The organism is Caballeronia eucalypticola (assembly GCF_047608185.1).
In the GTDB taxonomy this organism is placed as follows: Bacteria; Pseudomonadota; Gammaproteobacteria; order Burkholderiales; family Burkholderiaceae; genus Caballeronia.
The window spans coordinates 160,787-186,566 of sequence record NZ_JBLKRU010000008.1; the positions used below are offsets into that span (position 1 = coordinate 160,787).

22 protein-coding genes are annotated in these 25,780 nt (G+C 59.5%); 7 read left to right on the plus strand and 15 right to left on the minus strand.

Features of this window, described 5'->3' with window-relative positions; genetic code table 11:
* Positions 1-11: 11 nt before the first annotated feature.
* Both ACMX25_RS12275 and ACMX25_RS12280 read left to right on the plus strand, forming a co-directional pair.
* A complete protein-coding gene (locus ACMX25_RS12275) occupies positions 12-1,997 on the plus strand; it encodes an ATP-binding protein (protein ID WP_414950208.1) in 1,986 nt (661 codons plus the stop codon).
* Between the two features lie 252 nt (positions 1,998-2,249).
* On the plus strand, positions 2,250-4,904 hold the full coding sequence (locus ACMX25_RS12280; RefSeq protein WP_414950210.1) for an AAA family ATPase: 2,655 nt from the start codon (positions 2,250-2,252) through the stop codon (positions 4,902-4,904).
* Between the two features lie 16 nt (positions 4,905-4,920).
* Here ACMX25_RS12280 and ACMX25_RS12285 read toward each other — a convergent pair whose 3' ends face one another.
* Positions 4,921-6,165, minus strand: coding sequence for a hypothetical protein (locus tag ACMX25_RS12285; protein WP_414950212.1), 1,245 nt, complete (start codon positions 6,163-6,165; stop codon positions 4,921-4,923).
* 403 nt (positions 6,166-6,568) lie between these two features.
* On the opposite strand from ACMX25_RS12285, the gene ACMX25_RS12290 reads away from it, so the two are divergent.
* Positions 6,569-7,573, plus strand: a complete 1,005-nt coding sequence (locus ACMX25_RS12290) for a DUF3800 domain-containing protein (RefSeq protein ID WP_414950214.1) — start codon at positions 6,569-6,571, stop codon at positions 7,571-7,573.
* A 211-nt stretch (positions 7,574-7,784) separates the two neighbouring features.
* Here ACMX25_RS12290 and ACMX25_RS12295 read toward each other — a convergent pair whose 3' ends face one another.
* The 4 genes from ACMX25_RS12295 to ACMX25_RS12310 all read right to left on the minus strand — a co-directional run bounded on the left by ACMX25_RS12295 (position 7,785) and on the right by ACMX25_RS12310 (position 10,449).
* On the minus strand, positions 7,785-7,934 hold the full coding sequence (locus tag ACMX25_RS12295) for a hypothetical protein (protein ID WP_414950216.1): 150 nt from the start codon (positions 7,932-7,934) through the stop codon (positions 7,785-7,787).
* Positions 7,935-7,962: 28 nt separating this feature from the next.
* Positions 7,963-8,274: a hypothetical protein gene (locus ACMX25_RS12300; protein ID WP_414950218.1), complete on the minus strand. Its 312-nt coding sequence runs from the start codon at positions 8,272-8,274 to the stop codon at positions 7,963-7,965.
* Positions 8,275-8,351: 77 nt separating this feature from the next.
* Entirely contained in the window at positions 8,352-9,476 is a 1,125-nt protein-coding gene (locus tag ACMX25_RS12305; protein WP_414950220.1) for a DUF3800 domain-containing protein, read from the minus strand.
* 715 nt (positions 9,477-10,191) lie between these two features.
* Positions 10,192-10,449, minus strand: a complete 258-nt coding sequence (locus ACMX25_RS12310; RefSeq protein ID WP_414950221.1) for a hypothetical protein — start codon at positions 10,447-10,449, stop codon at positions 10,192-10,194.
* Between the two features lie 424 nt (positions 10,450-10,873).
* Between ACMX25_RS12310 and ACMX25_RS12315 the strand changes: the two genes are divergently transcribed.
* A complete protein-coding gene (locus tag ACMX25_RS12315; RefSeq protein ID WP_414950222.1) occupies positions 10,874-11,362 on the plus strand; it encodes a hypothetical protein in 489 nt (162 codons plus the stop codon).
* A 115-nt stretch (positions 11,363-11,477) separates the two neighbouring features.
* On the opposite strand, the gene ACMX25_RS12320 is transcribed toward ACMX25_RS12315, so the two are convergent.
* The 3 genes from ACMX25_RS12320 to ACMX25_RS12330 form a co-directional block, all read right to left on the minus strand.
* The gene (locus ACMX25_RS12320) at positions 11,478-12,245 is read right to left on the minus strand and encodes a hypothetical protein (protein WP_414950223.1); all 768 of its coding nucleotides are present in this window, start codon (positions 12,243-12,245) and stop codon (positions 11,478-11,480) included.
* Positions 12,246-12,345: 100 nt separating this feature from the next.
* A complete protein-coding gene (gene mobF, locus ACMX25_RS12325) occupies positions 12,346-15,411 on the minus strand; it encodes a MobF family relaxase (RefSeq protein WP_414950224.1) in 3,066 nt (1,021 codons plus the stop codon).
* Between the two features lie 167 nt (positions 15,412-15,578).
* On the minus strand, positions 15,579-16,703 hold the full coding sequence (locus ACMX25_RS12330; RefSeq protein ID WP_414950225.1) for a site-specific integrase: 1,125 nt from the start codon (positions 16,701-16,703) through the stop codon (positions 15,579-15,581).
* Between the two features lie 615 nt (positions 16,704-17,318).
* Between ACMX25_RS12330 and ACMX25_RS12335 the strand changes: the two genes are divergently transcribed.
* Positions 17,319-17,720, plus strand: coding sequence for a helix-turn-helix transcriptional regulator (locus tag ACMX25_RS12335; protein WP_414950226.1), 402 nt, complete (start codon positions 17,319-17,321; stop codon positions 17,718-17,720).
* Positions 17,721-17,833: 113 nt separating this feature from the next.
* On the opposite strand, the gene ACMX25_RS12340 is transcribed toward ACMX25_RS12335, so the two are convergent.
* On the minus strand, positions 17,834-18,628 hold the full coding sequence (locus ACMX25_RS12340; protein WP_414950227.1) for a hypothetical protein: 795 nt from the start codon (positions 18,626-18,628) through the stop codon (positions 17,834-17,836).
* A gap of 550 nt (positions 18,629-19,178) precedes the next feature.
* Here ACMX25_RS12340 and ACMX25_RS12345 point away from each other — a divergent pair.
* Positions 19,179-20,861 (plus strand): type IV secretion system DNA-binding domain-containing protein, encoded by a 1,683-nt coding sequence (locus ACMX25_RS12345; RefSeq protein ID WP_414950228.1) that lies wholly within the window; start codon positions 19,179-19,181, stop codon positions 20,859-20,861.
* A gap of 167 nt (positions 20,862-21,028) precedes the next feature.
* The gene (locus ACMX25_RS12350; protein ID WP_414950229.1) at positions 21,029-21,328 is read left to right on the plus strand and encodes a hypothetical protein; all 300 of its coding nucleotides are present in this window, start codon (positions 21,029-21,031) and stop codon (positions 21,326-21,328) included.
* Positions 21,329-21,593: 265 nt separating this feature from the next.
* Here ACMX25_RS12350 and ACMX25_RS12355 read toward each other — a convergent pair whose 3' ends face one another.
* The 6 genes from ACMX25_RS12355 to ACMX25_RS12380 all read right to left on the minus strand — a co-directional run bounded on the left by ACMX25_RS12355 (position 21,594) and on the right by ACMX25_RS12380 (position 25,732).
* The gene (locus ACMX25_RS12355; RefSeq protein ID WP_414950230.1) at positions 21,594-21,989 is read right to left on the minus strand and encodes a hypothetical protein; all 396 of its coding nucleotides are present in this window, start codon (positions 21,987-21,989) and stop codon (positions 21,594-21,596) included.
* Positions 21,990-22,079: 90 nt separating this feature from the next.
* Positions 22,080-23,102 (minus strand): hypothetical protein, encoded by a 1,023-nt coding sequence (locus tag ACMX25_RS12360; RefSeq protein ID WP_414950231.1) that lies wholly within the window; start codon positions 23,100-23,102, stop codon positions 22,080-22,082.
* A gap of 123 nt (positions 23,103-23,225) precedes the next feature.
* Positions 23,226-23,588, minus strand: coding sequence for a hypothetical protein (locus tag ACMX25_RS12365; protein WP_414950232.1), 363 nt, complete (start codon positions 23,586-23,588; stop codon positions 23,226-23,228).
* Positions 23,589-23,712: 124 nt separating this feature from the next.
* Positions 23,713-24,090 carry a hypothetical protein gene (locus ACMX25_RS12370; RefSeq protein WP_414950233.1) on the minus strand — a complete coding sequence of 126 codons (378 nt, stop codon included), beginning with the start codon at positions 24,088-24,090 and terminating at the stop codon, positions 23,713-23,715.
* A gap of 54 nt (positions 24,091-24,144) precedes the next feature.
* Positions 24,145-24,822: a TapB family protein gene (locus ACMX25_RS12375; RefSeq protein WP_414950234.1), complete on the minus strand. Its 678-nt coding sequence runs from the start codon at positions 24,820-24,822 to the stop codon at positions 24,145-24,147.
* A 13-nt stretch (positions 24,823-24,835) separates the two neighbouring features.
* Entirely contained in the window at positions 24,836-25,732 is an 897-nt protein-coding gene (locus tag ACMX25_RS12380; protein WP_414950235.1) for a CAP domain-containing protein, read from the minus strand.
* Positions 25,733-25,780 lie beyond the last annotated feature (48 nt).

Genomic DNA, 25,780 nt, shown 5'->3' on the forward strand with positions numbered 1-25,780 from the left:
AGCCACGCTGAATGGGGGGACCAACAAAGCAGGAGCATGGCTTCGGCTCTCTGTTCGAGGAAGATTACCTCGTCAGAACGCTCGGCCCTATTGCACGCGATTCCGCAGTTGCGCTGACGGAGTTGGTCGCCAACGCATGGGACGCTGGGGCTTCGCTGGTGGATATCACCATTCCGTCGATGAGGGGCGCAAGTCTTGTTGTGAAGGACGACGGCCACGGGATGACCGCGTCTCACTTTAAGGCGCGTTGGATGACGCTAGGTTACGACCGCGTTAAAAACCAGAGCGCCAATGTGGAGTTTCCGCCGGAGCGCAAAGATTGGAAACGAAGAGCCTACGGGCGCAACGGAGTAGGCCGGCATGGGTTGCTTTGCTTCGGTGATTCCTACTCCGTGGAAACTTGGCGTGGCGGGAAGGGTTCGTCGTTTGAAATTAGAACCCAGAGCAGAAAGAATCCCTTCCGTGTGGAAACAAAGACATCGTTTCTCAGGACGGGAAGCGGCACCATTCTGTCAGTCGCGGTGGATCGGCACTTGCCGGACCCGATCAACATCAGAAACATCCTATCGGCGAGATTCCTGCACGATCCACAGTTTGTTGTTCGAGTGAACGGGCATTCGGTGTCGTTGGCAGACCAAACCGGATTGATTGAGCGCTGCCAGTTGGAAGCTCCTGGCTGCGCCCCAGCCGAAGCATTCGTGGTCGATTCTACGCGGACAGCGAAATCAACTTTATACCAAGGCGTGGCTTTTTGGGTGAACGGCCGCTTGGTCGGAGCGCCGAACTGGGTAATTGGCAATGAGGCGATCATTGACGGCCGCGCTCGTTTTGCCAAACGTTATTCGATTGTGGTCAAGGCTGATGACGGATGGATGTCGGAAATAGAATCAGACTGGTCTAGGTTCAAGCCCGGCCCGCGCTCTGACGCGCTTTTTGACGTAGTTCGCAGATATGCCCAGGAGATGTTCTCGAAACTTTCTGCGACTATGGTTGAGGAAAGTTCCGAGGAAGTGTTGGTTCGCAAACGAGAGCAGTTCAAAGAGCTTTCAGCGATGGGCCGGCTGGAAGTTGCGGGTTTCACCCAAGAATTGGTTAGGGCCGTCCCCACGATTCATCCGGACGCGCTTTCGGCCGCCGTTCAAGCAGTCATTCATCTTGAGCAAGCCAGGGGCGGGGCGGCTTTGCTTGAAAAGCTAATTAAACTGGATGAAGCCGACATCGACGGGCTCGACCGCTTGCTTGGGCAATGGACAATTCAGGATGCGCTCTCGGTTCTGGACGAGATAGACCATAGGCTTGCTGTCGTAATGGCCATCGAGAAGCTGAGTGGCGATCCGGCGACCGATGAACTCCACACTCTGCATCCTCTCATCACGCAGGCTCGCTGGTTGTTCGGGCCAGAGTTTGACAGCAGTGAATACGCTTCTAATGTGACTTTGCGGACCGCAACCGAAAAGATTTTCGCGAAGCGTGTTGATGCTTCCGCATTCAAAAACGCGCGGCAGAGACCAGACATCATTGCGCTTGCCGACGCCACCCTGTCTGTCGTTGGGACAGAAGTGTTCGACAGTCTTGACGGCAATCTGTCGCGAATTCGCGACGTCCTGGTTATTGAGCTTAAAAAGGGAGCGTCGACTATTGGCCGAGAGGAAATGAACCAAGCCGACGGGTATATCCAAGATTTTCTCGGAAGTGGCGCGATCGACGGGGCGCCTATGTTCAGGGCCTTCGTTGTAGGCCACGAGATTGCCCAGAAGACAGCCCGAGAGAAAGACATTAAAGACGAGAGTGGGGTGCGCGGCCGAGTGGTTGCCGCCACCTACGGTCAGCTTACCCGGACCGCACATCAGCGATTATTTCGCTTGAAAGAACGGATTCCCGCACGCTACGAGGACGTTTCGGGCGCTGATCTCGCGGCTCGCGTCATGGGCAGCGTTAGCCAAGCTCTGCTAGCCCTCCCAGCACCAGGCAATCACGAAAACAAGAACAATCCATGAGCTAAAGGCTGCTTACGGGTAAGCCTGGCCCTGGTGTCCGCGCAACGAAATTTGCTGATCTTAACGCTCTCCGCCCAGAAACAGACGGTGCTGAGGACTCTCTTACGGTGCGCCGACGTGCGTAAGCTTTGCTGGCGCTGATTGGTGCTGCATCCTTGCCGTTGGTCTCCCGAGCGACTTTCGTCATTGCCTAGCCGATTAGTCGTCGGACGCAATATACTCGCGACTACAAAAATACTCTGAGAGAAACCAATGCTTCTGACGCAAATCGCGACGTGGATCGGCGCACAAAAACCGTGGATATCCGATGCCGCTCGTCGGCTTTTTTTAAAGGGAAAGCTCGAAGAGGGCGACATCGTCGAAATTCTCGCGATGGCGAAAGCAGGCGAAGGGATCCATGACGGCGAAGTCGGCAAACCGATTCCGTTGACCATCGATATGATTCCGGCCGAAGCGCCTCTCGGAGCCGCCCTCACGCTGCTTTCGCTTGGGAAGCTCGAAGGCGTCAACGCGATCGCGCCAGACCAATCGCTTGCCTTCGCGCCCTTAGGCTTGACGGTGATTTATGGAAATAACGGCGCCGGAAAATCCGGCTACTCCCGTGTTTTGCGCAAAGCATGCCGCGCTCGGGCGGCCGGGGGCTTAATTCTGGGCGACGTGTTCGCGACGGCGAAATCGCAGGCCAGCGCTGAAATCCATATTCGACGGGGAGACGCCGCGGCATCCGAGGTGTGCGTTTGGCGCCAAGGCGAGATTGCGCCGCCGGAGCTGGCCAGCGTCGCGGTGTTCGACAGCCATTGCGCCCGCGCCTTCAACGACGCGGAAGGCGAGATCGCATACACGCCGAGAGGCTTGGACGTGCTCGCCGGCCTGGCCTCGCTGTGCGTGAAATTGCGCTCGCGTCTGGATGCCGAGATTAACGCGATCCAGGCTTCGCCGAGTTCCTTCTCGGACCTGCTGGGCGACCACGAAGTCGGGCGTCTCCTTGCGTCCTTTGATCGCCAATATCACCTGCCGAAGTATCTTGGGCAAATCGAAGCGTTGGCTCAGCTGTCACAAGCGGAGGCTGATGAAACCCTTCGATTGTCTCAGCAGCTTTCCGAAGCCAACCCCGAGAAGAAGGCGACGGATTTACGACGGCTCAAAGTGCGCGTGGATGGCCTTGCCGTGAAATGGGAAACCTGCGAAAGCGCGCTGTCTGATGAGAAATTGGAAACCGCGAGAGCGCTTGGTGTGTCCTCCGCGGTCGCTGACGCTGCGGCTCGCGCGGCGGCCGGGGCGTTCGCCGCCGAGGGCGAGCTTTTGCCCGGGACCGGCCTGAATCCATGGCGCGTGTTGTTCGAAGCCGCGCGCGAGTTCTCGGTATCGGCGGCGTATCCAGGGCACGAATTCCCGCATGTGGACGGCGCGCGCTGCGTTCTTTGTCAGCAGGATTTGGACGCGGCGGCCGCAAGCCGCTTGGGTCGCTTTGAAGTGTTCGTGCAGCAAGAAGCACAAAAGAACGCCGACGCGGCGCGCGCGAAAGCGCAGGCGGCCTTTGCCGCCGCTGATCGGGCAGACCCCTCGGGGTTGGCTTCCGACGAGGCTCTGCTCTCAGAGATCGAGCAACTGTGCGCGGGCGCGACTGAGGGCGTCAAATACTCCGCTGACGCTTATGCTCATCGCAAAGCCTTCCTGCAAAGCGCTTGGGAGGCGAAAGATTTCGAGAAGATTCCACCGCCTTTTGTCGAACAATCGAAGTTCCTGAGGGAGCAATCGCGATTGATTGAAGAAAGCGCCGTTCGATTTGATCTTTTGGCCCGGGCCGATGAGCGAAAACAAAGCGAACGCAGGCTCGCCGATCTCCAATCTCGCCAGCGCCTGAGCGCCCGCGTCGAACAGGTTTTGGCGGTCGCCCATCAGCTGCTCCATAGGAAGAAACTGGCGGCGGCTCACACCGCCGCGGACTTTGGCAAGTTTTCCAAAAAGATGTCGACGCTGCACGCCGAAGCATTGTCCGCGGACGCCGAGGCGGCGTTTCTTCGCGAATGCGCGGCGTTGCGAATAGAGCATGTGCCGATCCGAAACAACACTCGGATGGACAAGGGAAGGGCCAAACAGCAATTGAAGCTCGCCACCGCCGGCGCAGAGAAGGTCGGCGACGTGCTCAGCGAAGGCGAGCAACGCGCGTTGGCCCTGGCGACCTTCCTCGCGGAGGTTTCGCTGGTTCCTGGCCATGGCGCGATTGTGTTTGACGACCCGATGTCGTCGCTGGATCACGCTCGCCGCGAGTTCGTGGCGCGGCGACTGGCCGCAGAGGCGCTCGTGCGCCAAGTGATCGTGTTCACGCACGATCTCCCTTTCGCGAATCATTTGGCGGACGCCGCCCAGGGTGCGGGCGCGTCGTCGACTGCCATGAGTATCCGGAGGGCTGGTGGCCGCGCGGGGATTGTGTCTCCGGATCTTCCATTCGCTGGAATCCGAGTGGCCGAACGGTTGGAGCGAGTCAAAGACATGGCCAGGGACGCTGACGGGGCGTTGAAAGCCGGCGATGCGGACACCTGCGATGACCTTGTGCGAAAAGCATATGGGCGTCTGCGCGAGACCTGGGAGCGGGGTGTCGAGGAGTTGATCTTGAACGAAAGTGTCGTTCGTTTTCGGCCAGGGGTGGCCACGCAGCGGCTTCGCGCCGTTCACTTCGAGGACGGGCATTACTCCGCGCTTGAAGAAGCCATGGCCCGGTGCTCGCATTTTGCAGCGCACGACACGGCCGCCGACTTCAACACCGAGACCCCGACGCCAACCGACCTTCGCGCTGACGTCGAAGTGGCAAGGCTCTATTTTGCGGGGCGAAAGAAGACGAACAAGGAGACCGACGACAGGCGCCGCGCGCTTTCAGAACGAGGCGCGGAGTTTAAGCAGGCTTGAGCGGTTTTTTTTTGGACTAACGCGGGAGGGCTTGAAGGACGCTGTTGAAAAGGAGCAAGTTGTTGATGTTTTGCCCGGTCGCGGCCGCTTTCGCTTTTTCCCCTCCGATGCCCGCGCCGCACGTCGGCAAGTAGCGAGCCCAATCGGGCGTGCCATCAACCAGATCTGGATTGGAATAGTCTCGTCGGTGCGTGATTGGGTTTATCGACGAGGGCAGTCGGCGAATGCAGACCGGAAGAAACGTTATCGCCAGGGTGTCCTTCACTTGGCGGTTTAGGCTAAGCAGTGGCTGGCTGCCGGCCGCTGGTCCCTTAAAATGCGTGAGGGTCCAGTTTGGGCCGCCGTTTATGTTCTCTACGATGGTGAAATCAATCTGAACGCTGATCACGCCAAACACGTTGTTTGGGCTCGGTTCGATTGGCTCTGGGGGAGGCTGAGCCGGCGCGCCGCCGCTAAGTTGCTTGGCTTCGTCTTGATGCTTTGACTTGTCCGGCTGCTTTGCATTCTGCTCATCTGGGTCTTCGGAAAACACCGATATGTCGCTCATGCTCGCGGCGATTATTCCCGTGGCCAGAGCCTCTTCCAAACCCAAATCGCCTTCCAATTCGGCACCGTTGGCGCCGCATTTGCCATCGTCGATGCCGTCGGGTTTTGGTAGGTTTTTGGTCGGATGCGTTTCGCCTTCAAAGGGCAAGAGCCGGGGAGCGCCAGGCCCTGGGGGAGCCAATCGAGCGAAATCGATTGCCTGGTTGAATGTCACAAAGCGATGCGGCGCCTCGCTAAGAACGCTGCCCACAGCAAGCAATTCGCTCGTGGCGGGCAGCAGCCCCGAAGTGGCCTGCAAGGGGCGCGACAAAATGGCTGCGGGATTGAAGGCGCTGGTGTCGATGACGTCCAGGGTGAACTGCACGGCCGCGACATATTCGATTTCGCCAAAAATGTTCCTCAAATTGTAGACCTGACCGTCATTGAGTTTCGTCAGGCCAATGTCGGAAACGGCGTTTTGTGTCCGCAGGTGATCAATGTCGTCAACGTAATAGGGGAGTGTCTTTCTGGATGTGGCCGCTTTCCAAAGACCGCATTTCAGATTCGCCACGAGCGCCGCCACTTTGGGGCCGGCTGGCGCGGCCGCCGAAACCGTTTTGTCGCTGCCTTTTATCTGCGCCGCGTCGGGCCGGACCACAAAGGCCGGTATCGTCGTGCATCCGGAAAATGACACGGCCGTAGCCAGCGCCAAGCCGGCGGTTTTGCGTCGATCCATGGATTGGCCTTTGTGGGTAAGAGCAGAAAGCGACGTAGGAGTTGGCAATTCATTGTTGTGAGAAACGAGTCAGGCTTCAAGTAATTATTTCTTTTTTCAAAAAATAAGTAACTTTTGCTGAATATCTGTGCGTGACGCCATTGAATTTCTCACCATTAACTTCGCAAATCCGTCAGTGCTAGAATCTGTGTGGCTCCTCAATTTGGGCCGCGCCGGACATGTGGATCAGAGGGTCGTCGCGGCATGCGAGCGTGACCAAGTCGCGATAGACAAAGCGATTGACAAAAGAGCGACGGGCGACTAATATTTTGTCAGAAACGTAGTTTCTGACGTCGAACCGGTTCCGGCTGGGCGACAAATCCTAAGGCCGCTAACGCGGCCTTAGCTGTTTTCAGAGGCTTCTTTGCATATCTTCTACATCGACGAGGCTGGCTGCCCAGGCCTCCTGCCCGGCGTCACATCCAACGTCCAGCCCGTTCTTGCTATTTCTGGCGTGATTCTGCCCCAGGTGAATTTGCGGCGACTCACTCGCGATTTTTTGTCTCTTAAACGGCAGTTTCATCCATCTGCGGGAGGAAGCGCCGCGCATGGGCTGGATATCGCTAAGGTAGAAATAAAAGGGGCCGATTTGCGCCATGATATTCGGCGCCGCAATCGAAATCGGAGGCGAGCTGTTTTTGGGTTTCTAGACAAAACCTTAGATATTTTGGACGCGAACGACGCGAAGCTCGTCTCGCGGATCTATATTAAGAAACCCGGAGACCCCTTCAAAGGTAAAGCCGTTTATGCTGCGGCCGTTCAAGCTCTCTGTTCACATTTTCAGCATTTTTTGACTTCAACAGATAGTCAAGGAATTGTCATCGCGGACAGTCGGACGCCGGCTTTAAATTCGATCGTTTCGCACTCGATATTCACGCAAAAGTTCAAGGCTGGTGGCGACCCCTACGACCGGATTCTCGAAATGCCGTTGTTTGGGCACAGCGAAAATCATGCGGTTATTCAAATCACAGATTTTTTGTGCTCAGCGATGTTATTCCCTATGGCGACAGCAGCCTATTGTGCAGGCCATATGACGAGCGTGCATATCCACCCAAAAGATGAAGACATCAGAAACCGGTATGCCGGCCGGCTCAAACGGCTGTCTTATCGTTATGTCGATGGCGCGAAGACCGTGGGCGGAATTACGGTGATTGATGCGATCGGGCAAAGATCAGCTTCATGGCTGTTTCGCGCGCCCAGCGCAATCGTGCCGTGGACTCCGGCCGTCGCCGTGACCTCGCTGGCTCCCGCTATCGGGTCCATCCCCAGCCCCGTTATGCCACTGGTCGCAATCCAATCCGGGGCGGCACCGACGGCGACGTCCCTGGTGATCGCGCCCAATGGACCTCCGCCGCCAGCGAGTGCCTGAGGTTAACAAACAAGCCAGTCGCGACCGCTGCGCCCTAAGGTCGGGAATTGTCCGTCGCTGGATACTCTCGTGATCGTTCGCGGTGAAACGGAGGCGAGACGGTTGTCGATGGTTTCTTGCTCCGGGCACAAGCGACCGTGAAAATAGAACGGGCTGTGAAGGCCGTTTTAGTCTGTGGCTGCATAAACGCTGGGCCTTCTGGGTTGCCTGTTTAGCCGCGACCAGAATTTTCGCTTCGTCTGGCGCCGAACATCTCTTCAAGCGTGTTGACGTTTTTAAGCAAGCGTTCGAAGCGCTCGGTCGCCTTCACCAGAGTTTGCAATCTTGATTCGTGCGATTGTCTGTCGTGTTCGTTGATCACGGCGCGCAGGCTCCGCGCTTCGCTTTCGTCAAGGCGCCAATCTGGTATCTAAAACGGATACGAGCCGACGGCGCAGGCACGCCTCGCTCGTGGCCAAATCGGCGTCGTCGAGATCGCTTCCGTCCAGATCCGCGATCAGCGCCGCCATCATCACCGACTCCGCCAAGCAGCGCGCATCTTCGCGCTTCGCCGCCCCGTCTGTCGCCCGCGTGAGCGCCATTCGGAATCTTAGCGCTAGCTTGTCAGCGTCGACTGCGTCCATCGGCAAGAACAAACGTTTATTGTGCTTTGCCTGAATGGCGAGGCTTGCCGGTTTCCTGTGTTTCGTGTTCGATGCCATGACAGTTTTTCAACGCGAAATCGGACTGGAGAGCATTTTTCCCGGCACAACAGGGCGAGCCAGCTGTGCCTCAGGAGTCAAATCAGGTGCCGCATGGGCGTCATGTCGTGCAAAAACGCGTCGTTTTTCCAACCGCTGTCCATTGCGGTGATCCGGTGAATGAACGCGTTGCTGGCGGCGTCCGACATGTCAATCAATTGACGCAACGCTCCAAAGTTCGCGTTTTGAATTTTGTTCCATGATTTCTTTCGGTTCATAAGTTCGGGTAGAGGGTGCTCTTCCACGAAACTTTGGTATTTTCCGAGGAATCCCGTCACGACATCGGCGATTTGGATGCCTGGCTCTTTCTTCGAGTCCGAAAAAGAAAAATTCACGTTTTCAGCGCCGTTTTTGAATTGGATATCGCTCAGGCTTTTTTCGATCTCAATTTCTTGGTCGAATACATGAATAGCGTTCTTGAAAAGCAGAATGGGGCGCATGTAGAAATTGTCAAAGCTTTTGATGAGCATGTCTTCGTCGTTGTTAGCCAGAAAGACCAGGTCCGGCAGAGACGCCGATTTTTTTACCAAAGCCTTGAGCATCCTGCTTGGGAGGTTGTCGTTGGCTGAGACGCGGGCGCCGACGAACGCGTCGATTTCGCCAATGAAGTCGGCGACTTTACCGCGCTGAACGTCCGGATAGCGATGTCGTTTAAGAAGCGACAAGAAGGCCGGCTTGTCGCCGTTCGCCGCCCGATACAACTCGTTTTTCATAGGCTCGTGAAACTGGTGCAGTTTCTCGTCATCCACCAAGATTGAGTCAATAATGTCAACGATGGCCCAGTAAATGATGTTCACGCTTGAGTAATGAATCAAGATTTCGTGTTCGATAATCCACGACAGAACAGTCGCCAACTTATTCGAAGCCAGAACGTGTTCAAAATCCCCCTTTGCGACGTGGGCAAACTTGATTTCGGGAGCGTTGCTCTGCATCCGCAATTTTTCACGCAATAGGCCGATGTCCGGAAGTCGTTGTCCCTGCGCAAGGGCAATTCCGCCGAGCACAAAATTTTTATGTTCGGGGACGTTGGTGCCGTTTTTCGTCAAGTAAAATTTACGAATGTTGTTTGTCTCGTCGTAGTAAAACGTGAATTTTTCATCAGTTCGTCGCAACTGAAAAGCATCGATCATCACTTGCCGCATATCGTCCACTTCAATTTCCATGGCGCATATCCTTTGGCGTGGTTGTCTTCATCTTGTGTTTTTCTTATATACACCGGAATCGTCTATCCGGAGCGGCCGTTCTCGGGAATGAAGGTTGCCGAACGACTCGATCGCGTGATGCAAATGTCGCCGGCCGCCGTTGAAGCTTTGAAAGCGGATGACCCCGGGAGGTGCGATGAAATCGTCCGCGATGAATATCGGCGTTTGCGGGAACCTGAGAGCGGGACGGCAAGGAGCTCGTGCTGGGCGACACGATGGTCAGATTCCGGCCAGGCGTGGCGACATGCGTTTGCGATAGGTTTCTTTGATTGAGGAGGACTGCGCGGCGATCGATGGGTGATGAGCCGTTGTTCGCGTTCTGCCACCCACGACACGGCGACCAAGGCAAATATTGCCCTCCCAACCCGAGATGAGTTGAGGGCTGACGTGGAGTCGGCCCGCGTGTTTTTCTCTGATCGTAAAAAGCAAAACGAGGTCACGGCGACAAGGAGCCGAGCGCTCGCCGAGCGCGCCTCTGTGTTCAAACTGGGGTGATTCGGCCTCGTTGGCGCAATCAATCGACGCCGTCCGCTAGTGAAGAGGATAAGAATGAATGTGGGCAATCGGAACGGCGAAACATGAGGCTCGCGCCGATTAGGCTTCCCGCCCTATGCCGGTGGCGGCCGAAAGCTTCCATGAGGGCGCGCGTTGCAGAACGCGAAGCGCGCCTCGGCGCTTATTCCGCGTAACTATCTCTGACGGTTTGCACCGACGCTCCGCCGTGCGCGTTCTTTCCGTTACCCTGGATCACCGCGTAGGTCATGGCGTTGAGACAGGGCGCAATCCGCTTTTCCCCAAGCTCTTTGATGCTCCAGTTTTTTGTCGCTGCTTTTTCGTAAGTGTAATCGTCAAGCTCCGTCCCGTTAGGGGCATGGATGACAATGCGAATCCGCTCGATTTCCCAAACTGCCTTTTCGAAGGCTCTGGCTTTCATTCTTTTCTTATCCTGAGAGTGATGGGTTTATCAAACGTCTTTTTCAAATCAAACAAAAATCGGTGAAATTTAACATGCCGCGCCCGAGTGGCGATATTCATGTTGGTTCGCGCCGCGCGAAACTCATTTTTCGCCTGTTCACGTTAAAATTTGTCGGGTTGCCGCATGCCGACGAAAATGAAAAACAATTCGCTTATATCGTCTCGCCGATCGGATCGGCTTGGAAGGCATCGCGCGCACCGGCGTTAAAGCGTGGCGCGCAAATGGGCACGGCCATCGGGGGCCTATGCTCCTGTTCGGCGCGTTGGCATCGCTCGGTGGCCCGGGGGCAGCAAGTGTGGAAGGGCAAACCGACATAGGCGTGAGAAACTCAAATTTGGATTCCCCGCGCGACAAGCCGCAGGGGCGACAGAATGAATAAATCATGAGCGAAAAAAACTTTGACGCCGGCCGGGCGCTTCGGGATTTGCGCGTGGACCGCGAGTTCGCCGAAACCATGGCGCTTCGATTGCGCCGGGGCGAGCGCGAGATCGTCGCCGCGAAGGCGTCCGCGCTGGACGCCATCGGCTCGGCGACGGATCGCGGAGTCAGCGGCCTCGAAAAACTGAAATCCGCCGTCAATGCGTATGTCTCGCCCGACCTGATTTCGGCTGCGGCCTCGCTGTCCCAGTTCGCGAAAATGGCCGGCGAGTTGGAGCCGGTCCTCGCCGAGGCGGAGCAAAAAGGGTGGGTGGCTTGGAGCCAAGAGTCGCCGGACGCAGCGCGGGCGATCATGGATTTTGTCGCGGAGTTCGCCAGGGCGCGAGGCGTCGCCATGGCAGCCGTTGAGAGCGACGAGAAGGCTTTGGCCGGGTTCAAGGCGATCGAGGCGGCTGCGGAGGCGATGGCGGCGCAGAAACGAGGTGGCGGTTGAAATTTGCTTTGTTGCTCTTTTTAATGTTTTTATTTGCTATACACCCGACGCACCTTTTCTAGGTGGTTTTTAGATGGTTCGCGAAAACGCGAAAATCGGGAAAAACCAAGGGAATTCAAACGCGCAACGACCCGAGCAGCGCGCCGACATTTCCCGCGCCGTCGACTGGATGGGCGTCGAAAATCCATTCATGCCCCCGCCCGATTTTGCACACAAAGCAAACCTGCCAGCTCGCGTCGAGCCTGGAAAACGGACTTTCGTCCGGCACCGAGTCAAGGCGCGCCAAGGACGCGGACCTGAGCTCTTGCTCCACGCGAACGCCATCGACCGCGACCAGCTCGCACCGGAAAATCATCGACGAGACGTTGTCGCCGCTGCGAGTTTTTGCTTGCCAACTTGCCCGAATGACTGCTGCCTGCATGATTCGAAGGCCCAAGCGCGCCTGCTCCTTCGCCAGCCAATCGGGGAGAAGAGCAGCGGCTTCGTCGGCGGCGTCAAAGCCGGAGGCGTCGAGGCTCTCATTCGCGGCGGCCGTGATCATCGCGTGGATCTTTCCGACGCGCGCGGCGACAAGCACGAGCGACTGTTCGAGCCGCGCGACGGTTTTCGCGATCTGGTGCTCTGACAACGCCAGCGCGCCAACGAGTTTTGCTTCCAGCCGAGCGAAATGGTCGGCGTTGTCCAAGGCCTCGATTTCATCGGGCCGCGGGATAAAAACGGGCGAGCTCGCCAAGTCAATTGCCCGGTCAATAGCCTCTTTCGGACCCGCTCCTGGCGCCATTTGCGCCGCCACTGCGAGCAAACGAGCTTTCCTCGCCCCTGGCAGCCACACGCTGACTTGCTCCCGATTCCAGCGCTTATCTTTTTCCGGCGTGATGTCCATTCGCGGCTCCTTCTCAAAGTTTTCTGGCGGCTGGGGCGCCGCTGTCAAGGTCTGGGGAAAGGGCGCGCTGTCCTGTCCGCGAAGCCGCTGCCCCAAGCGTTCAACGTCGTTGCGCGGCGTCCCTTTCTTTCGATCGATCGGCATCGAATCCGAGGAAACCGCAGAGCGCGGCTCGCTGACGCTTTGGCAACACCGCGGCCTCTGGCGCAAGCAACGCGGCGGTGTCTTGGGCGGGAATTGTCTCGGGCATGGATGGCGAAAGATGCGCGCCTGAAACCGGCTGCGCCGCCATCGCGCTTGGCGAGAGAGACGGCGCGTCGACCGGTGTCCGATAATCAAGCGTTGTTCCTTTTGACCGGCTGCGGCCCATGCGATGGGCAAGCGCTTCGATGATCTGTTCTCGCGGCGGAGTCGCTTCGTCAACGGGAAGATGAGACTCTGGATCGACGGGCGCGATCGCCGATTGATCGACGATCAAGGTCGTCGCGAAGCGCGAGCGGCTGGCCGCGACGTAAGTCCATTCGCGATCGGCCATCGATGGCTCGACATGCACGAAGGCGCTGTCGAACGTTCTGCCTTGCGCCTTGTGATTGGTGAGGCAATACGCCAAATCGAATCGCGCGAAAGACGCCGGAAGGGCGACCACTTTCTCGCCGCGCGGGTTAGGGTCGTCGAGCTCGGCCACGAGGACAGTCTCAACGAGCGCGGACCGGAAGCGTTGGATCGTCGCCGTGGCTCCGTTCGCAACGCCGATATCCCGATCATTCTGAGTGAAGACAATGCGGTCGCCCGGCGCGAATCTTTTCATCTCGGTCGACTCGTCTCGGCGCTTGATCTCGATCTCTGCCCCTTCGATGTCATGGACCACGCCTTTTTCCACGAGCGTCGCGCGCGCCCTCCGGTTGAGCTCGGCCACCGCGGCGCGAGTGCCGGCGATCATGGTCTTCGCTCGCAAAGGCGTCTTGTCGGCGGACCAGGATTGAAGCAGGCATTCGAGCGCTGATTCCGGCCCGTTGGAAAGCAGCAGCCGCCCATGCGAGTCGAGCAGTTGCAGAGCAGGCAGGGCTTTCCCAGCCGCGAGCAGTTCGACTGCCTGCCTAAGCCATTCGTGGTCAAAGCGCGATCGCCACGCGGCGAATCCCAAGCGAAGCTTCGGGTCTTGGTCGCAGATATCCGAGATCGCTTGCATCTTCGCGCTTTCCGGAAGGGACCGGAGTGCGTTCATTTTCCGGTCGATGGGCGCGGATATCTCCCCGAGCTGCGCGCCGAGCCAGTCCAGCATCGGGGCGTAATCCGTTCGCTGTCGGCGGATCTCTGAGAGCTGCGCGGCGCCATGCTCGCGAACGAGCGCTCCAAAGATGCCTCCGGCTTCAATGGGTTGAAGTTGTTTCGAGTCGCCGACCGCCACGAATTTAGCGCCAGCCGCAAGCGCGGCGTCTTGCAGCAATCCAAACTCGCGCGAGCCAACCATGCCGGCCTCGTCCAACACCAAAATGGTGTTCGTGGACAGTTTCGCGTTGCCGTTTTGCAAAGCAAGCAAGAGGCTCGCGATCGTTCGCGATGGGATGCCGGATTCTCGAGTTAGATTCTGAGCGGCCGCAGCCGATTGGCAACAGCCGATCACAGAGAAGCCTGCTGCGGCGTAGGCAGCCGAAACCGCTCGCAAAAGCGTTGTCTTTCCTGCGCCAGCCCAGCCTTCCACAAAAGCATGGCGGCCCGTTTCCGTGGCGATGTGCAGGGCGGCCGCGCGTTGTTCGTCGAGCGAGACTGACACGCCCAGGCGGCTTTCGAGGTCGGCTTCGAGCGCGTCGAATTGGCTCGCGATCAGTCTCGGGTCTATCCAGTGTTGGCGCTCGGTCGCTCCTTTTTTAACCCGCGCGGTGATGTTTGCCTCGTTTTCAAGCGTTGCGCGCGAAGTGAAGACCGGCGTCAACAGCTCAGTCATGCCCAGCGGCACCACCTGATCGAAGTTCAAAAAGCGGTCCAGGTTCGAAAGGCATTCGGCCGCGGACCATCGCCCCATCGCAAGTGCGCAAATCGCGGCGAGCGCTTCTTGCGGAGTCGCGCAAGATTGCGACAGCGTCAGCGCTTTCAACAATTCCGCATGGTCGATGGCGAACGGTTGCTCGGCATCTACGGCACGGTCGTTTGCGACAACGCCGTTGATGCCTGCTCGTTCACGCGCCTCTTCGTTCACAAGCTCGACGGCCGGCTCTCGCATGGCATTGACTCGCTCAGGCGTTAGGCCCAACGCCGCGGTCATGCGCGAGAATCGTTTCAACAGTTCAGGCAACGGCGGCTCATGCTTCGCGGATCGCGTGTTGAGCGCCGCGACGTCCCGGGCCGCGCTTGTCTTCCCCGCGGTCGAGCCCGTCGCATGGAGTCGCTCGTTAATCTCGCGGCTTCTCGTTGAAAGCGCCGCGCGCTGATCGTCGCTGATCCCTCGAAGTTTGAAGTAGGGGCCATCCGGCTCGACGGTGAAACCTAAGGCGGCCAAGCGGGACGCGAGCTCAACGCGGAACAGGGCGCCTGTCGCCAGCTTTCGCTCGAACTGTGGCTTTTGTTCCAATGCGCTCCACTCATTCGAATAGGCTCGCTTGCCGACGTTAAACAGAAACGCGTGACAATGGAGCTGCGGATCGCCGGATCGGCTCGCGAAATGTGTGTAGCAGACACCGACGGCGGCCTCCGCGATCTGCTTGTCTTTTCCGCCTGGGCCATGCCGCGTCACCGAAGCTTTCTCAGCATAGCCCAACGCGGCGCGAGTGGCGCCGTGCAAACATTCGAGCAGATCGGCGCGCGTCGAAGGATCGGCGGCGGCAAAGACCGCAGAGAAGTCTTTTGGCGCTGAAAATGTCATGTCCAGCCCCATGACGTGAGAGTCGCCCGCGCCTTGCATCAAAGCTTCGCCGGTAAGCGGATGGAAGCCGCGAGACAGCCTTTCGACATGTTCGGCGCCGGCGTCGCCGCTGACGCCGAGCAATGAAGCGCCATTGCAAACCCAAAACGGCCCGGGCCCAAGCTCCGGGGCTTTTCCGCGCGCGTAGTCGTCGAAGTCGCCTCGCTCGCGAGTCGAGGGCACGCCCAGATAAAAAAGGTAGCCCGGGCCGCCCGCGATTTTCTTGGCTTGGCTCTTCGTGGAATTAATTTTCGTGATTGAAAGCATAGAAGCCACACAGTTGCGGGGGCGCTTGCCGTAGTGCCAATTAATGCCCGCCCATCGTTTTCCATTGAGCGCGGGGGCCGTCTCGTCACGATTATTGAACCGAAAGGCGCGAAGCTTTTTTGGAAAAAGCTTCGACGATAGTCGTCGCCGGAGCGACACGGCGATTTCTAAGGAAGGACAAGGCGGACTGAAAGCTCCGTCATCGTCGGATTGACATAGCGATTGAAAATCTCCCAGTTTTTGTGCCCGGAAATTTTCATGACACTAGTTGAATCCGCGGGATTCATCATCGCAAGGCGAGTGACGGCCTCATGACGCAGATCGTGGAACCGGAAATTCTTGATTCCAGCCTCTTTGACAATTTTGACGAATGCGGATGAGACCGACGCTGAGGTTCCGAGCGCGTGGAACACAAGCGGATCGTCCGGATCGGCCAATTCCTTGAGTTCTTTGAAAATTCGTTTTGCGGCGTCGCCAAATGGAATGCACCGCTCATCGAAAGATTTGGTGTGGTTGCGCGGGATAGTCCATCCATCTCCGTCCGGGGTGAACTCTCGCCACTCCGCCAAAAGCAACTCTTGCAATCGAGCGCCTGTTTGGCGGGCAAACTCGACCAGCAAGACCCAATGGTCCCGGGTTTTGCCTTTTATTCGGCTCAGTCTCGCTTCGAGCCGTTGCGTTTCTTCGGCGTTCAAGCGGCGGTCGCGCGACTGTTCGTGGTCTCGCGGGAAGTCGTCGGTAATTTTGAATGGGAAAGAAGGGCAAAAGACTCGGAGCGACTCGGCGCGCCATTCGATCGCTTTCTTCATCAACGTCATGTGCTTTTTTATGGTGCTGTATGAGAATTGCGTGCCCATGTGAGTTTTTTTTGCTCGCATTTTGTCGATGTATGCGACCACCCAGTCGTTGTTGATTTCGCCAACAGTCGCGTCTCCGACCTCGCTGTGGACGGTGGGAGCCAGGCAGCGATATTTTTGTTTGGCGCGAGCGCGCTTCATGAATTTCTCAACGATGTCGGCAAGGCGCTCCGAATCCAAATTCAACGACAGCGGCGACGGATCCGGTGACGGCAGCGCCAATGGCTCTGGTGACGGCAACGAGTTTGATCGATCCACGGCAGGCCAAAGTTTTGGCATGGCGATGGCCAGGATTTTATTTTCCGCGACATATGCAAAAGCCTCTGCTTCTGCACGAGTGTCAAAGGTTTTCCCGATGCGAGGCTCTCCCCTTCTGCGGATTAGGACCTTCCACTTTAAGCCACTTTTGTTCAAAATTGGTGTGATGCTGGCCATGACGTCTCCTGAGTGATTTGTATAGCCCCCCATTGGTTTTGCTGTCGACGGGCGGCGTTCGGATGCCGCGAAAATGTCCTTAGTGCACCAAGATGCGATTTGGTGCAATTGAGCCGTGCGGTCCTTGATGTCATCTCGCGGATTCCCTTGCTGCGCAAGGGTGTGCTTAGGAAGTAACCAACAAAAAAGAGGCCTGACGGCCGGCTAACGGTCAGAAAAAAGACACTTTGAAAGCTTAAAGGCGAGCAAATGAAAAGGCTTGGAAAGCCCTGAGACCTTATGTCCGGCAAATTGGCTAAAGTTAAGTCATGTCTGCCGGTGGTCGGTGCAACATTGCACCAAAGGTCTTGCCGACGAACGGTCGAAAGTGCCTCGTGTTGCGAGACGTTTTTCGTGGCTTTGCTGCCGCCGCTTCTGATTTCATGCTTGGGCCAAAATCCGTCCTATCGCCGGATTTTCGCCATCGCCCGTCCAATGAAAGCTCGCTGTCCGCAAAAATATAAGAGAGGGCGGCTTGGGGGCGCGACGATGGAGGCAAGTTCAAAACGGGAGTCAGGGCAATGCGCGAGACCGACCGTCAAGACGGCGGAAGCGTTGGCGGCTAGGGAGCGAGCGATGGACCTTTTCGCCAACCGTTTCAACGTCCGCTCCGCGTTCGTGCGAGTCAAGACTCTGGCGCGCATTCTCGACATCGGGCAGCCGACGATTTATTCAGCGATGCGCGCGGGCTCGTTCTTCCTTCCGCATCGAATGCTCGGCTCGGCCCCGGCGGTGAAGCTTGAAGATCTAGTGGATTGGTATTGCGACGACACGAAGGTGAAAACCAATCTCTCCGGTGGCGACGAGCGCGCCCCCGCTCGCGAAGCCATCGCGAAAGGTCTGGCCGATGGCGCTGCGGCCTCTGCCAACATGCTGGCGCACCCGCACCCGCACCCGCACCCGCAGACGGACGACCGGAAGGCGCGTCGCAAGGCCATCATCGACGAGGCGATGGCTCAACTGGCTCGCAAACGCTAACTTGCTTGCAGGGCCGTTCAAAGGCCGCGCGATCAGTTGGGAAAGAAAACAAAGAACGCGAGATACCCAGGGTTCTCGCGTTCTTTGTTTAGTCGTGCGTCCACCGCAAGCGGTCAACCGCCGACCAGGGCCCCATGATCAATCCTTGGACTTTCCCTTGGCTGGGGCGCCCGAGGGCCTCGCAGCGTTTTTCTGCGGCGCATGCTTGCTGATGTCGGCGCGGGATGCGTCCGGCCGGCTTGCGCGCGACGCAGCGGGACGAGTTGAGCACGAACTTGTGGCGCCGGTGCCACGGGCGTAGGCCGTGTCCGAGAGCGTTCGGCATTCTCTTTGCGCGTGATCAAGGCGTCGCGCAGCGGATGCAATCGCCGTTCTAAGCGTTTGCGAGCCGCGTCGTAGGCCTTCACGCCGAGGCCGCGCGCCTTGCGCGTTTCTTGGGGCAATTCTTCGAAGATGATTCCGTCAAGGACGGCGCAAGCCACGTCGTCATCGACCAATGAATCGCGGATGTCGCCGACTGCTTTCGCGATTCGCTCCAACGTCTCCATCGCGGCGAATTCATCTTCGGCCGATGGCGCGACTTGATCTTCGGCGGCGTCGTCCGAGTCCTCAGACTCCTGATCATAAAAGTTCGGGCCCGGGTCGACATTGCCGCGCAGGTCACGGTCGCCGTCCGCGATGCTGCGCATCGTCAAATTCATATACAACCCGAACGACACCTGACTGGGATAGTTGCGGCGTCCGTCTAGCGTGCGCACGAGCGCCTCGTGAAGCAAGTCGTCAGGCTCCGAAAACGTCGTGCCGCTGATCAATCGAGAAGCTGCGCGCCCAAGCGATTTAACTTCGGTTTCGGAAAGGCTGTTGAATGCGCCGATGATGAGTTGTGTCCTTTTGGTTTGATTGTTCATTGTGTCCTTGTAGTTGGGCCGATGTTGTTTTGAGAAGCGCTCGGCGATGCCTTCTCAATTATTTTTGCGGCGCTGAAAAGCTGGCGCGACGTCAGCGGCCACCGGAGCCGATGAACGGCATAAAATTCCTTTCATCTGACAAAACATCCAATTCGTCGCCCTGAACCGTGAAAAAGGTTTTGGGAGATGACTGGAAATGAGCAGACAAATCAAGCCAGAGCGAGGATTCAGCAGCGTGCCCAGCGCTCCGACCATCGCGCGAGCGGACTGGCGCGAATGGCTTTGCGCGAGCGCTGTGGCGGGGATCGCCGCGGGAGCGGCGGTCTTATGGGCGGTGTGGCGGCCGCTGTTTGGATTAGCGGGTCCGACGGCGCCGCTGAGCGCGCACGCGGAGGGCTGCGCAAAGCTCTTCGCGCATTGGCTCTCGCCCGGGCTTTTCGATGAGGGCGCTCGCCGCTATTTGCGCGATCTGGCCGCGCTGTCCTGCGACGGCGCTTTGGGTCTCGCCGCTCGCGCTGCCTTGGCGGCGGTCGTCGCTTGCGCGCCCGCAATGCTGATGGCGAAAAGTTACTTGACCCCGCGCGACAGGTTGTTGGCTTTGCGCGGCGGCGTCAGGCTCGAAGGCCCGGCCGCCGCGAAGGCGCTCGCCAAGCGATTCGCGGCCCAAAGCAAAGCGCGGCCCGATCATGAGATCGCCCCCGGCGTGCCGTATCCCGCCGAGCAATGGACTCGGCATTGCTTGTTGGTCGGCGGAAGCGGCGCCGGGAAGTCGACGGTCCTGCGCCCCCTTGTCTCGAAGATCGTCGCCGCGCGCGAGCAAATGCTTTTGTTTGACCCCAAGGGGGAATTCACCGCCGCCTTCGAGGGCCCGGAGATACTAGCCCCTTGGGACGAGCGAAGCCTCGCTTGGGACGTCGCGGCCGACCTTCGAAACCTGCTGGACATCCGGCGCTTCGCTGCGGCCATGATCCAAGACAGCGCTGATCCGATGTGGTCGAACGCCGCGCGGCAACTGCTTGTTGGCGTCATCTGTCATCTGCAAGCGGACAAGGGCGATGATTGGGGCTGGCGCGACTTGGCCCGCGCCGTCTCACTGCCCCAACCCCAGCTCTTGGCCTTGATGCGAGCGCATCACCCGGAAGCGGCGCGCGCCGTCGAGCGCGGCAGCGTTACCACGACGGGCATCCTCATCAATCTTTCAGCTTTTTGCTCTCCCATCTTCGACTTGGCCGCCGCTTGGGGCGACACGCCGAAGTCGCGCCGCGTGGGATTTGTTGATTGGGCGCAAGGTCGATCACCGCATGCCCAAATTATTTTGCAAGGGCACGGGGCTTATTCGGACATCACGAAAAGCTACGTGCAAGGCATCGTCGGGACTTTCGCCGCGACTATCAACAGCATCGAAATCGACGACGACCCCGACAGAAAGGTTTGGTTTCTCGCCGATGAATTTGGCCAAGCAGGCAAATTGCCTGTGCGCGCGTTGTTCGAGGTCGGCCGCTCGCGAGGCGTGCGTTGTGTTGTGGTCTGCCAAGACCTCGCGCAGATCGAAGAAATCTATGGCGACAAAATGCTCAGGGCCTTGGTCGCCATGTGCGGCACCCTGATCGTCGGCCAAACCATGTCGGGCGAGACCGCTGACAAGCTCTGCAAGGCGCTGGGCTCGCGCGAGGTGGAGCGCGCGAACATCTCCACGTCGAGCGACGGCGCGAACGGGCGCGCGGGCTCTCAAACCCTCTCGTTCACCCGCGACGAAATCAGCCTTTACAAGCCAGCGGAGCTGGGCTCGCGCCTCGGGCCGACACCGGACCAAAAGGGAGTCGCCTTGTGCGTGTTCACGCAAGGCGACGCGCATGAGTTGATATGGCCTTTCTTCCCGATGCCCAAAGCGCGCCCGGCGCATGTTCGGGCCAAATGGCTCGCGCCCAGGCCAATGCTCAATGGCTCGCGGGTCGCGTCCAGCGACGCGTCTGCTGACCCGCACTTATCAAACCCGTTTGGCGATCCGGCGCCCGAAGGGCGTGAAGCCGTCGCCGCGGGCGGCGCGCCGGAAAGGGCGGATGAAGCAAAAAGGGCGGCGAACGGCGAGGGGAATGAGGCCAGCGTAGGCGACGGCTCTCGCGAAGCCACGAACGCGTCAACCGAAGCGCCAGGAGCCGAAATGTTCGGGGCGGGCGGCGCGTCGGCTAACGCCGCCTTGTCCCGCTTTCTCGCCGATTCGCCGTGCCCATAGAAGCGTTCGCCTCGCCGGCGCGTTTCAATCGCTTGATTTGGCCGAGCTCTTTCTTGACGGGACGCCGGTTAAGGGGATTAGCCCTCCCCCTCTTTTCGGGGCTGCGCATCCGAAGCGAAGGCGTCGGCCGCAAAAACAAGGAGAGCGACAACAATGGAGGCAAATGAATGGGAGTCCACGACCAATCACCCACGCGGGGCGCACGGATCGCGCGCTGGTTCGCCGCGGCGGCGTCGCTCGCGCGGATGCGCCAGCGGGACGGCGAAGCCAATGGCGACAGCGACGGCCATTTGCTTGACGGCGAGCGACCAGATTACTTCAAGGAAACCGCAAAAGAGAGCAAGCGCGCGATCAAAGGCATCAAACGCGCGCTTTTGCGACAACGCCTGCGAGGCGAATGGTCGGACTTTCGGCTCAGCCTGCACGCTGCGACCCAAACCGTTTTGAAGGCGCTGCGCAAGCGATGATCAAAAGAGGGCGCCGCGGACCGCGCGGCGAGCTTGTTGGCCGCCAATGGCCGTCTCATCGTCCACGTGTTGTGAGAGGGTTCGAGCGCCAATCGCGCAAGCCGAGACAAAGACCGCGAGCCTCGCGCGCGGCCGGTGAGCTTTTCCGGGAGCAGGATAAAAGTTGACCGCGACCGAGCCGGCCCAGTCCATGAGCGCACGGGCCTCCAGGGAGGGAGGCCCGTTGCTTTCCCGCATCCGCGGTTTCGCTGAAATCGAGCGTGGGTCAGGCCGCGGGTTCGGGGGCTTTCGGGTCGGCCCCGAACAGATGGCCCAACTTTCGGCCCACGATCAGCCAGCCGACCAGCACGTTCACGATGACGTCCAAGAACCATCCACCGCCGAAGCCCACGCCGCGAATCGAGTCCGTGGCCGCAGGAATCGCGAAGCCAAGCAAGCAAATCACGGTCCCCGCGAAAAGCCAGAAGAAGTCGCGCCCGCGCTGGGCGCTTCGGTTGATGATGTTCACGGAAAACCAAAGGACCATGAACAGTCCCGCCAAAATGTCGAGGATTGGAATCGACATGATCAGGACAAAAGTCCAAAGCCCCGTGGCTTTGGCGAACGCGCCTGCGCGCTGGGTTTGGGTTGTCGCGTCCGCGAGCTTGGATGAATTTGCCATTTTGTTTCTCGATGATTGAAGGGGCGGCGAGCGATCGCCCGCAAATGCCAGGCGATCGGCCAGAAAACGTTTAATCGTTGAAGGGCGAGGTCAATGGAGGTCCGCGATAGTCGCCCCCGTCTGTTGCTCGGCGACATGGAGCGCCGCGACTTTGCCGACGACATCCTTGCGGGCGGCGTAGGTCAGGGTGTCGAGGACCTTCACGTAGACATCGACGTCCACCTGCATTTGAGTCGCGCCCGAGGCGCTGACTTTCGCTTCCAGCGCCCGCGCTTGGTCCTCGCTTTCCGGCGTGATCGTGGCGAGCCGCGGGTCGCCGCGAAGGACGAGGCCGTAACTGGGCGCGTTGTAGAGCGTGATGCTGGAATTGCCGTCCATGCCCAATTGCCGCAATGGGAAAGATTTGGTTTGGGCGTCGTAGTGGCCGAGCGCCGCGGCGACCTTGATTTTGAAATACGGCGACGCCATTTCATCCTTTTGCTGAGCCGCGTATTGAGGGGCGAGAGTTTTCAGAAGGTCGCCCCTCTTGAAGGAGTCGCTTGTGTTCTGATAGTCCGTGTCGAATGAGCGGGCAAGGTCGTCGGCCGGCAGGGGCTTGCCGCCCAGGCCGTAATAAAGAAGCCCAAGCTGCAACCCGCTCTTCAAATCCGTGTAGGACGACAGGGGCTTCGATTTGTCGATGGAGGCGCTCGCCAAGTCGCGCGTGCACGGGCCGATTTCCAGAGAGTAATTGACGGCGATCTCCATCAGCTTGTGGGCTTGGTCCGCGCTCGTCGCCTCGATGGACTCCTCGTTCATCGAGACTTTCTTCGCCCCGATCTTGGGCCGGTCCATCGCGGCGACCGACGTCGGCCGCTGGTTCATGTCGGAGAACTTGAACACGCACACATAGGTGTTCTTCGGCCCGGCGTCTTTCTCGATCGCCGCCGCGGCCGCGTCGTCGTGCCATTCGTCGCGAGCGAGTTCCTTCGTGGATGGCGCGGGGCCGTCGGCGATCGGCTCGGCGTCTTTCTTGGAGCAGCCCGCGAGCGTCGCCATGGAAAGGCTGATCGCAAGGCAGGCCATCATGGCGGAAGCTATCCGGTCAGGGCGAGTCTTCTTGTGGTCGGTCATTGTGCTTTTATGGGTTTCGTTGTCGCCCGCGCTCCTCGGCGCGCGCCATGCCGGCTTCCGTTGTCCGCGGAGGCCGGCGGGGCATGGCGGATTGAAATGAGAGAGCTCTCTCGCGAAATGGAATCAGAGGTGGAAGTGCCCGGACGAGCGCGGGTTGCAGCCACACAGTTGGCTCATGCCGCGCTCGTCAAAAGAAATGACGGTCGTTTGCGCGACGATGCCGTTCTCCGTCAAATACTGACGAGACACGGGCCTGACCCACTGCTCGCGAGTCTCCACGTTTGTTTCTTCGAGCATCATTTCGTCGGGCGCGAGCTCAAAATGGCTGTGCAAAAGCGAGACGCCAAAGCGCGCGGTTTGCCCATGCTTCAACAAGACTTGGCGAAGTTCTTCCAGGCACGCCGTGTCGGCGTCGCTAATGGGCTTGACGTCCGCGATATGCCCCAAGGCGTTCCACTGAACGGCGGCGACATTGAGTTGGTTCATTTTCATTGCTCCTTGCTCTTCGTTGAACGGACAAGGCGCGGCGAAGGCCGTCGCCTTTTGAGATTGGCCCGAGGGCCGTTGAAGGCGACGCGCCCGGCCGCGGCCAAGCGTCGCCCGCCAGAAGTCAGCCCCCGCCGGCGTCGGCCGCGAGCCAGCCGTCGGAGCCCTTGATCATTCGAATCCGCAGCGCGCCGGCCTTGGCCTGTATGTCGCAGCGGTAGGCCTTCTCTCCGTCGGGGGCGCAGCCGACGAGTTTGAGTTCTGAGACGCCCTTCCGTTGCTCGTCGGCTTGGCTGTCGAAGAACGCGCTCTTGCCGAGCATGCGATGCGCTTGCTCTTGTCCGGCGTCCACTTGTTTCAGCAGAGCGGCCTTCACGTCGCTTTCGCTGGGCGACCCGCCGCAAGCGGCGAGCGACAAAGACGCGAGGGCGGCGGCGAGGAAAACACGGGGCGCGGGACGGAGGCGTACGCCTTCCGGCCGCCTTTCAAATGAAGCGTTCATGCGCGGGTCCTTTGATCGAGATTTGAATGGTTTGGCGAAGCGGGTTTCCGGACGTCATCGCGCGACCCCGCTTGGCAGGGCCGCAGCGGCGGGAGAATATTCGACGAGCTGCGCGGTCGTGGCCGTCACGGGGCCTTTGAGCGGCTTGTCCTCATATTCGACTTTCACGATCCGCCCAACGGCGGGCGCATACCAGTCCCGCTCCAACGTGAGCCCTGAGCCTTGGCTTGCGCCCATGCCGGCCCACGCGACCCTTTGCTCGATCCTGAACGCGTCGAACTCCCCAGCCGGGGTCTTGATGCGCTCGGCGGCGACCACCGAGCTCGTTCGGTCGCATTTGGCTGTCCAGGCGCCGGAGCGGACAACGTAGGTCGTCGACCAACTCTGGCCCACCGCCATCGGAAACTTCAAGCGGCCGTCGCTGGGCTCATAGCGCGTGGCTGGCGTCTCGACGAGATTTGAGTCGGCGTCCAGATGGAAATGGCCGCCGCGGTTGTTCACGAGCGTCGTCGCGCTTGGCGCCGCGCTCTCGACGGTTTGCGAGTAGCGTTCATTGAGCCGGGGCTCCAAGGTGTTTTCATACGCGAATTCCCATCGCTCGCCCGCCGCGAACACCGGGGCGTTTGCCGAGGGCGGCGGGGCGGAGTCGCTCGGGTCTGCGACGGCGAACGCGGTTAGGGGCAAGGCCCCGAGGCAGAAAGCGGCGAAGGCCGCGTGGCTGAAAGCGCTCATGTCAGCCACCGGGTCAGCGACGCGGAGCGGATTCAGCGCTTGGCGCACGCGCTGAGTCGGTCCGAACTTGGCGCGCGGGCACGCCGACCATGGCTTTGGAGACGGCGGGCGTGGTCGCGGTCGCAGCCGTCGTGAACGTCCACGACACGTCGAAGGGCCGGGGCGCCGTGAATGACTGGTTGGCCAAAAGCCCCGTGACATGAACCGAATACGCGGCGCTCGCCGCGAGCGGCGCGAAGGGCGCGCACATCGCCATATGCGCGGCTTCGGCGTTGTTCGAGCTGTCAGACTCTTGGCACGGCACATTCGCGCCCGTGGCGTCGGTGATCGCGAACGAGACCTGGGAGAACGACGCCGCGTTCGCCCCAATCAATGTGACGGGATAACCGACGGTTTTCCCGAAATAGCTCTGCGGCGCCGCGGCGAAAGGGTCGGGGCTCTCGGTGTCGAGCCATGACGCCTGGGCGTCCGTTTGCCCCGGATAGGGATAAGCGATCAATTTGTCATCGGGCGCGGCTGGCTTGAAGTCGACGAAATCGACGGTGAGCGCCGAGAGGCTGTTGGCGCTCGCCGACACGACAATGCCAGCGCCGGCGGTTGTCGCGTCGGACAAGATGCCGGAGCGGTGAAACGGCGCGTCGAACAGCGATTCGATCGGCTCTGCCGAGCTCTGGAAGGGGCCGAAGACGGCCGAAAGGATTTCTCCCGCGCCTGTCGTCGGATACAGCGGATTGACCCGGTCCGTGGGCGTCACGCCCGTGAAGCCGCGCAGTCCGGCGGTTTCGAAGTGCCCCACGACATTGTTGTCTTGCAGGTAAAGGGAATGATTCGTCGCGGCTTGCGCGACTGCCGCGTTCGCCGCCATCGTGGGCAATCCCAGGAGCGTTCGCTGGCGATTGATGAAGGCCAAGGCGTCCCCCACGAAGTCGCCCGTGGCCGCGAACGGGGCTACTGGGGG

Coding starts and splice junctions, on each gene's coding strand:
- ACMX25_RS12275 (WP_414950208.1), top strand. CDS start 12: ATGGGGGGACCAACAAAGCAGGAGCATGGCTTCGGCTCTCTGTTCGAG.
- ACMX25_RS12280 (WP_414950210.1), top strand. CDS start 2,250: ATGCTTCTGACGCAAATCGCGACGTGGATCGGCGCACAAAAACCGTGG.
- ACMX25_RS12285 (WP_414950212.1), bottom strand. CDS start 6,165: ATGGATCGACGCAAAACCGCCGGCTTGGCGCTGGCTACGGCCGTGTCA.
- ACMX25_RS12300 (WP_414950218.1), bottom strand. CDS start 8,274: ATGGCATCGAACACGAAACACAGGAAACCGGCAAGCCTCGCCATTCAG.
- ACMX25_RS12305 (WP_414950220.1), bottom strand. CDS start 9,476: ATGGAAATTGAAGTGGACGATATGCGGCAAGTGATGATCGATGCTTTT.
- ACMX25_RS12310 (WP_414950221.1), bottom strand. CDS start 10,449: ATGAAAGCCAGAGCCTTCGAAAAGGCAGTTTGGGAAATCGAGCGGATT.
- ACMX25_RS12315 (WP_414950222.1), top strand. CDS start 10,874: ATGAGCGAAAAAAACTTTGACGCCGGCCGGGCGCTTCGGGATTTGCGC.
- ACMX25_RS12320 (WP_414950223.1), bottom strand. CDS start 12,245: ATGGACATCACGCCGGAAAAAGATAAGCGCTGGAATCGGGAGCAAGTC.
- mobF (WP_414950224.1), bottom strand. CDS start 15,411: ATGCTTTCAATCACGAAAATTAATTCCACGAAGAGCCAAGCCAAGAAA.
- ACMX25_RS12330 (WP_414950225.1), bottom strand. CDS start 16,703: ATGGCCAGCATCACACCAATTTTGAACAAAAGTGGCTTAAAGTGGAAG.
- ACMX25_RS12335 (WP_414950226.1), top strand. CDS start 17,319: ATGGACCTTTTCGCCAACCGTTTCAACGTCCGCTCCGCGTTCGTGCGA.
- ACMX25_RS12340 (WP_414950227.1), bottom strand. CDS start 18,628: ATGAACAATCAAACCAAAAGGACACAACTCATCATCGGCGCATTCAAC.
- ACMX25_RS12345 (WP_414950228.1), top strand. CDS start 19,179: ATGCTGATGGCGAAAAGTTACTTGACCCCGCGCGACAGGTTGTTGGCT.
- ACMX25_RS12350 (WP_414950229.1), top strand. CDS start 21,029: ATGGGAGTCCACGACCAATCACCCACGCGGGGCGCACGGATCGCGCGC.
- ACMX25_RS12355 (WP_414950230.1), bottom strand. CDS start 21,989: ATGGCAAATTCATCCAAGCTCGCGGACGCGACAACCCAAACCCAGCGC.
- ACMX25_RS12360 (WP_414950231.1), bottom strand. CDS start 23,102: ATGACCGACCACAAGAAGACTCGCCCTGACCGGATAGCTTCCGCCATG.
- ACMX25_RS12365 (WP_414950232.1), bottom strand. CDS start 23,588: ATGAACCAACTCAATGTCGCCGCCGTTCAGTGGAACGCCTTGGGGCAT.
- ACMX25_RS12370 (WP_414950233.1), bottom strand. CDS start 24,090: ATGAACGCTTCATTTGAAAGGCGGCCGGAAGGCGTACGCCTCCGTCCC.
- ACMX25_RS12375 (WP_414950234.1), bottom strand. CDS start 24,822: ATGAGCGCTTTCAGCCACGCGGCCTTCGCCGCTTTCTGCCTCGGGGCC.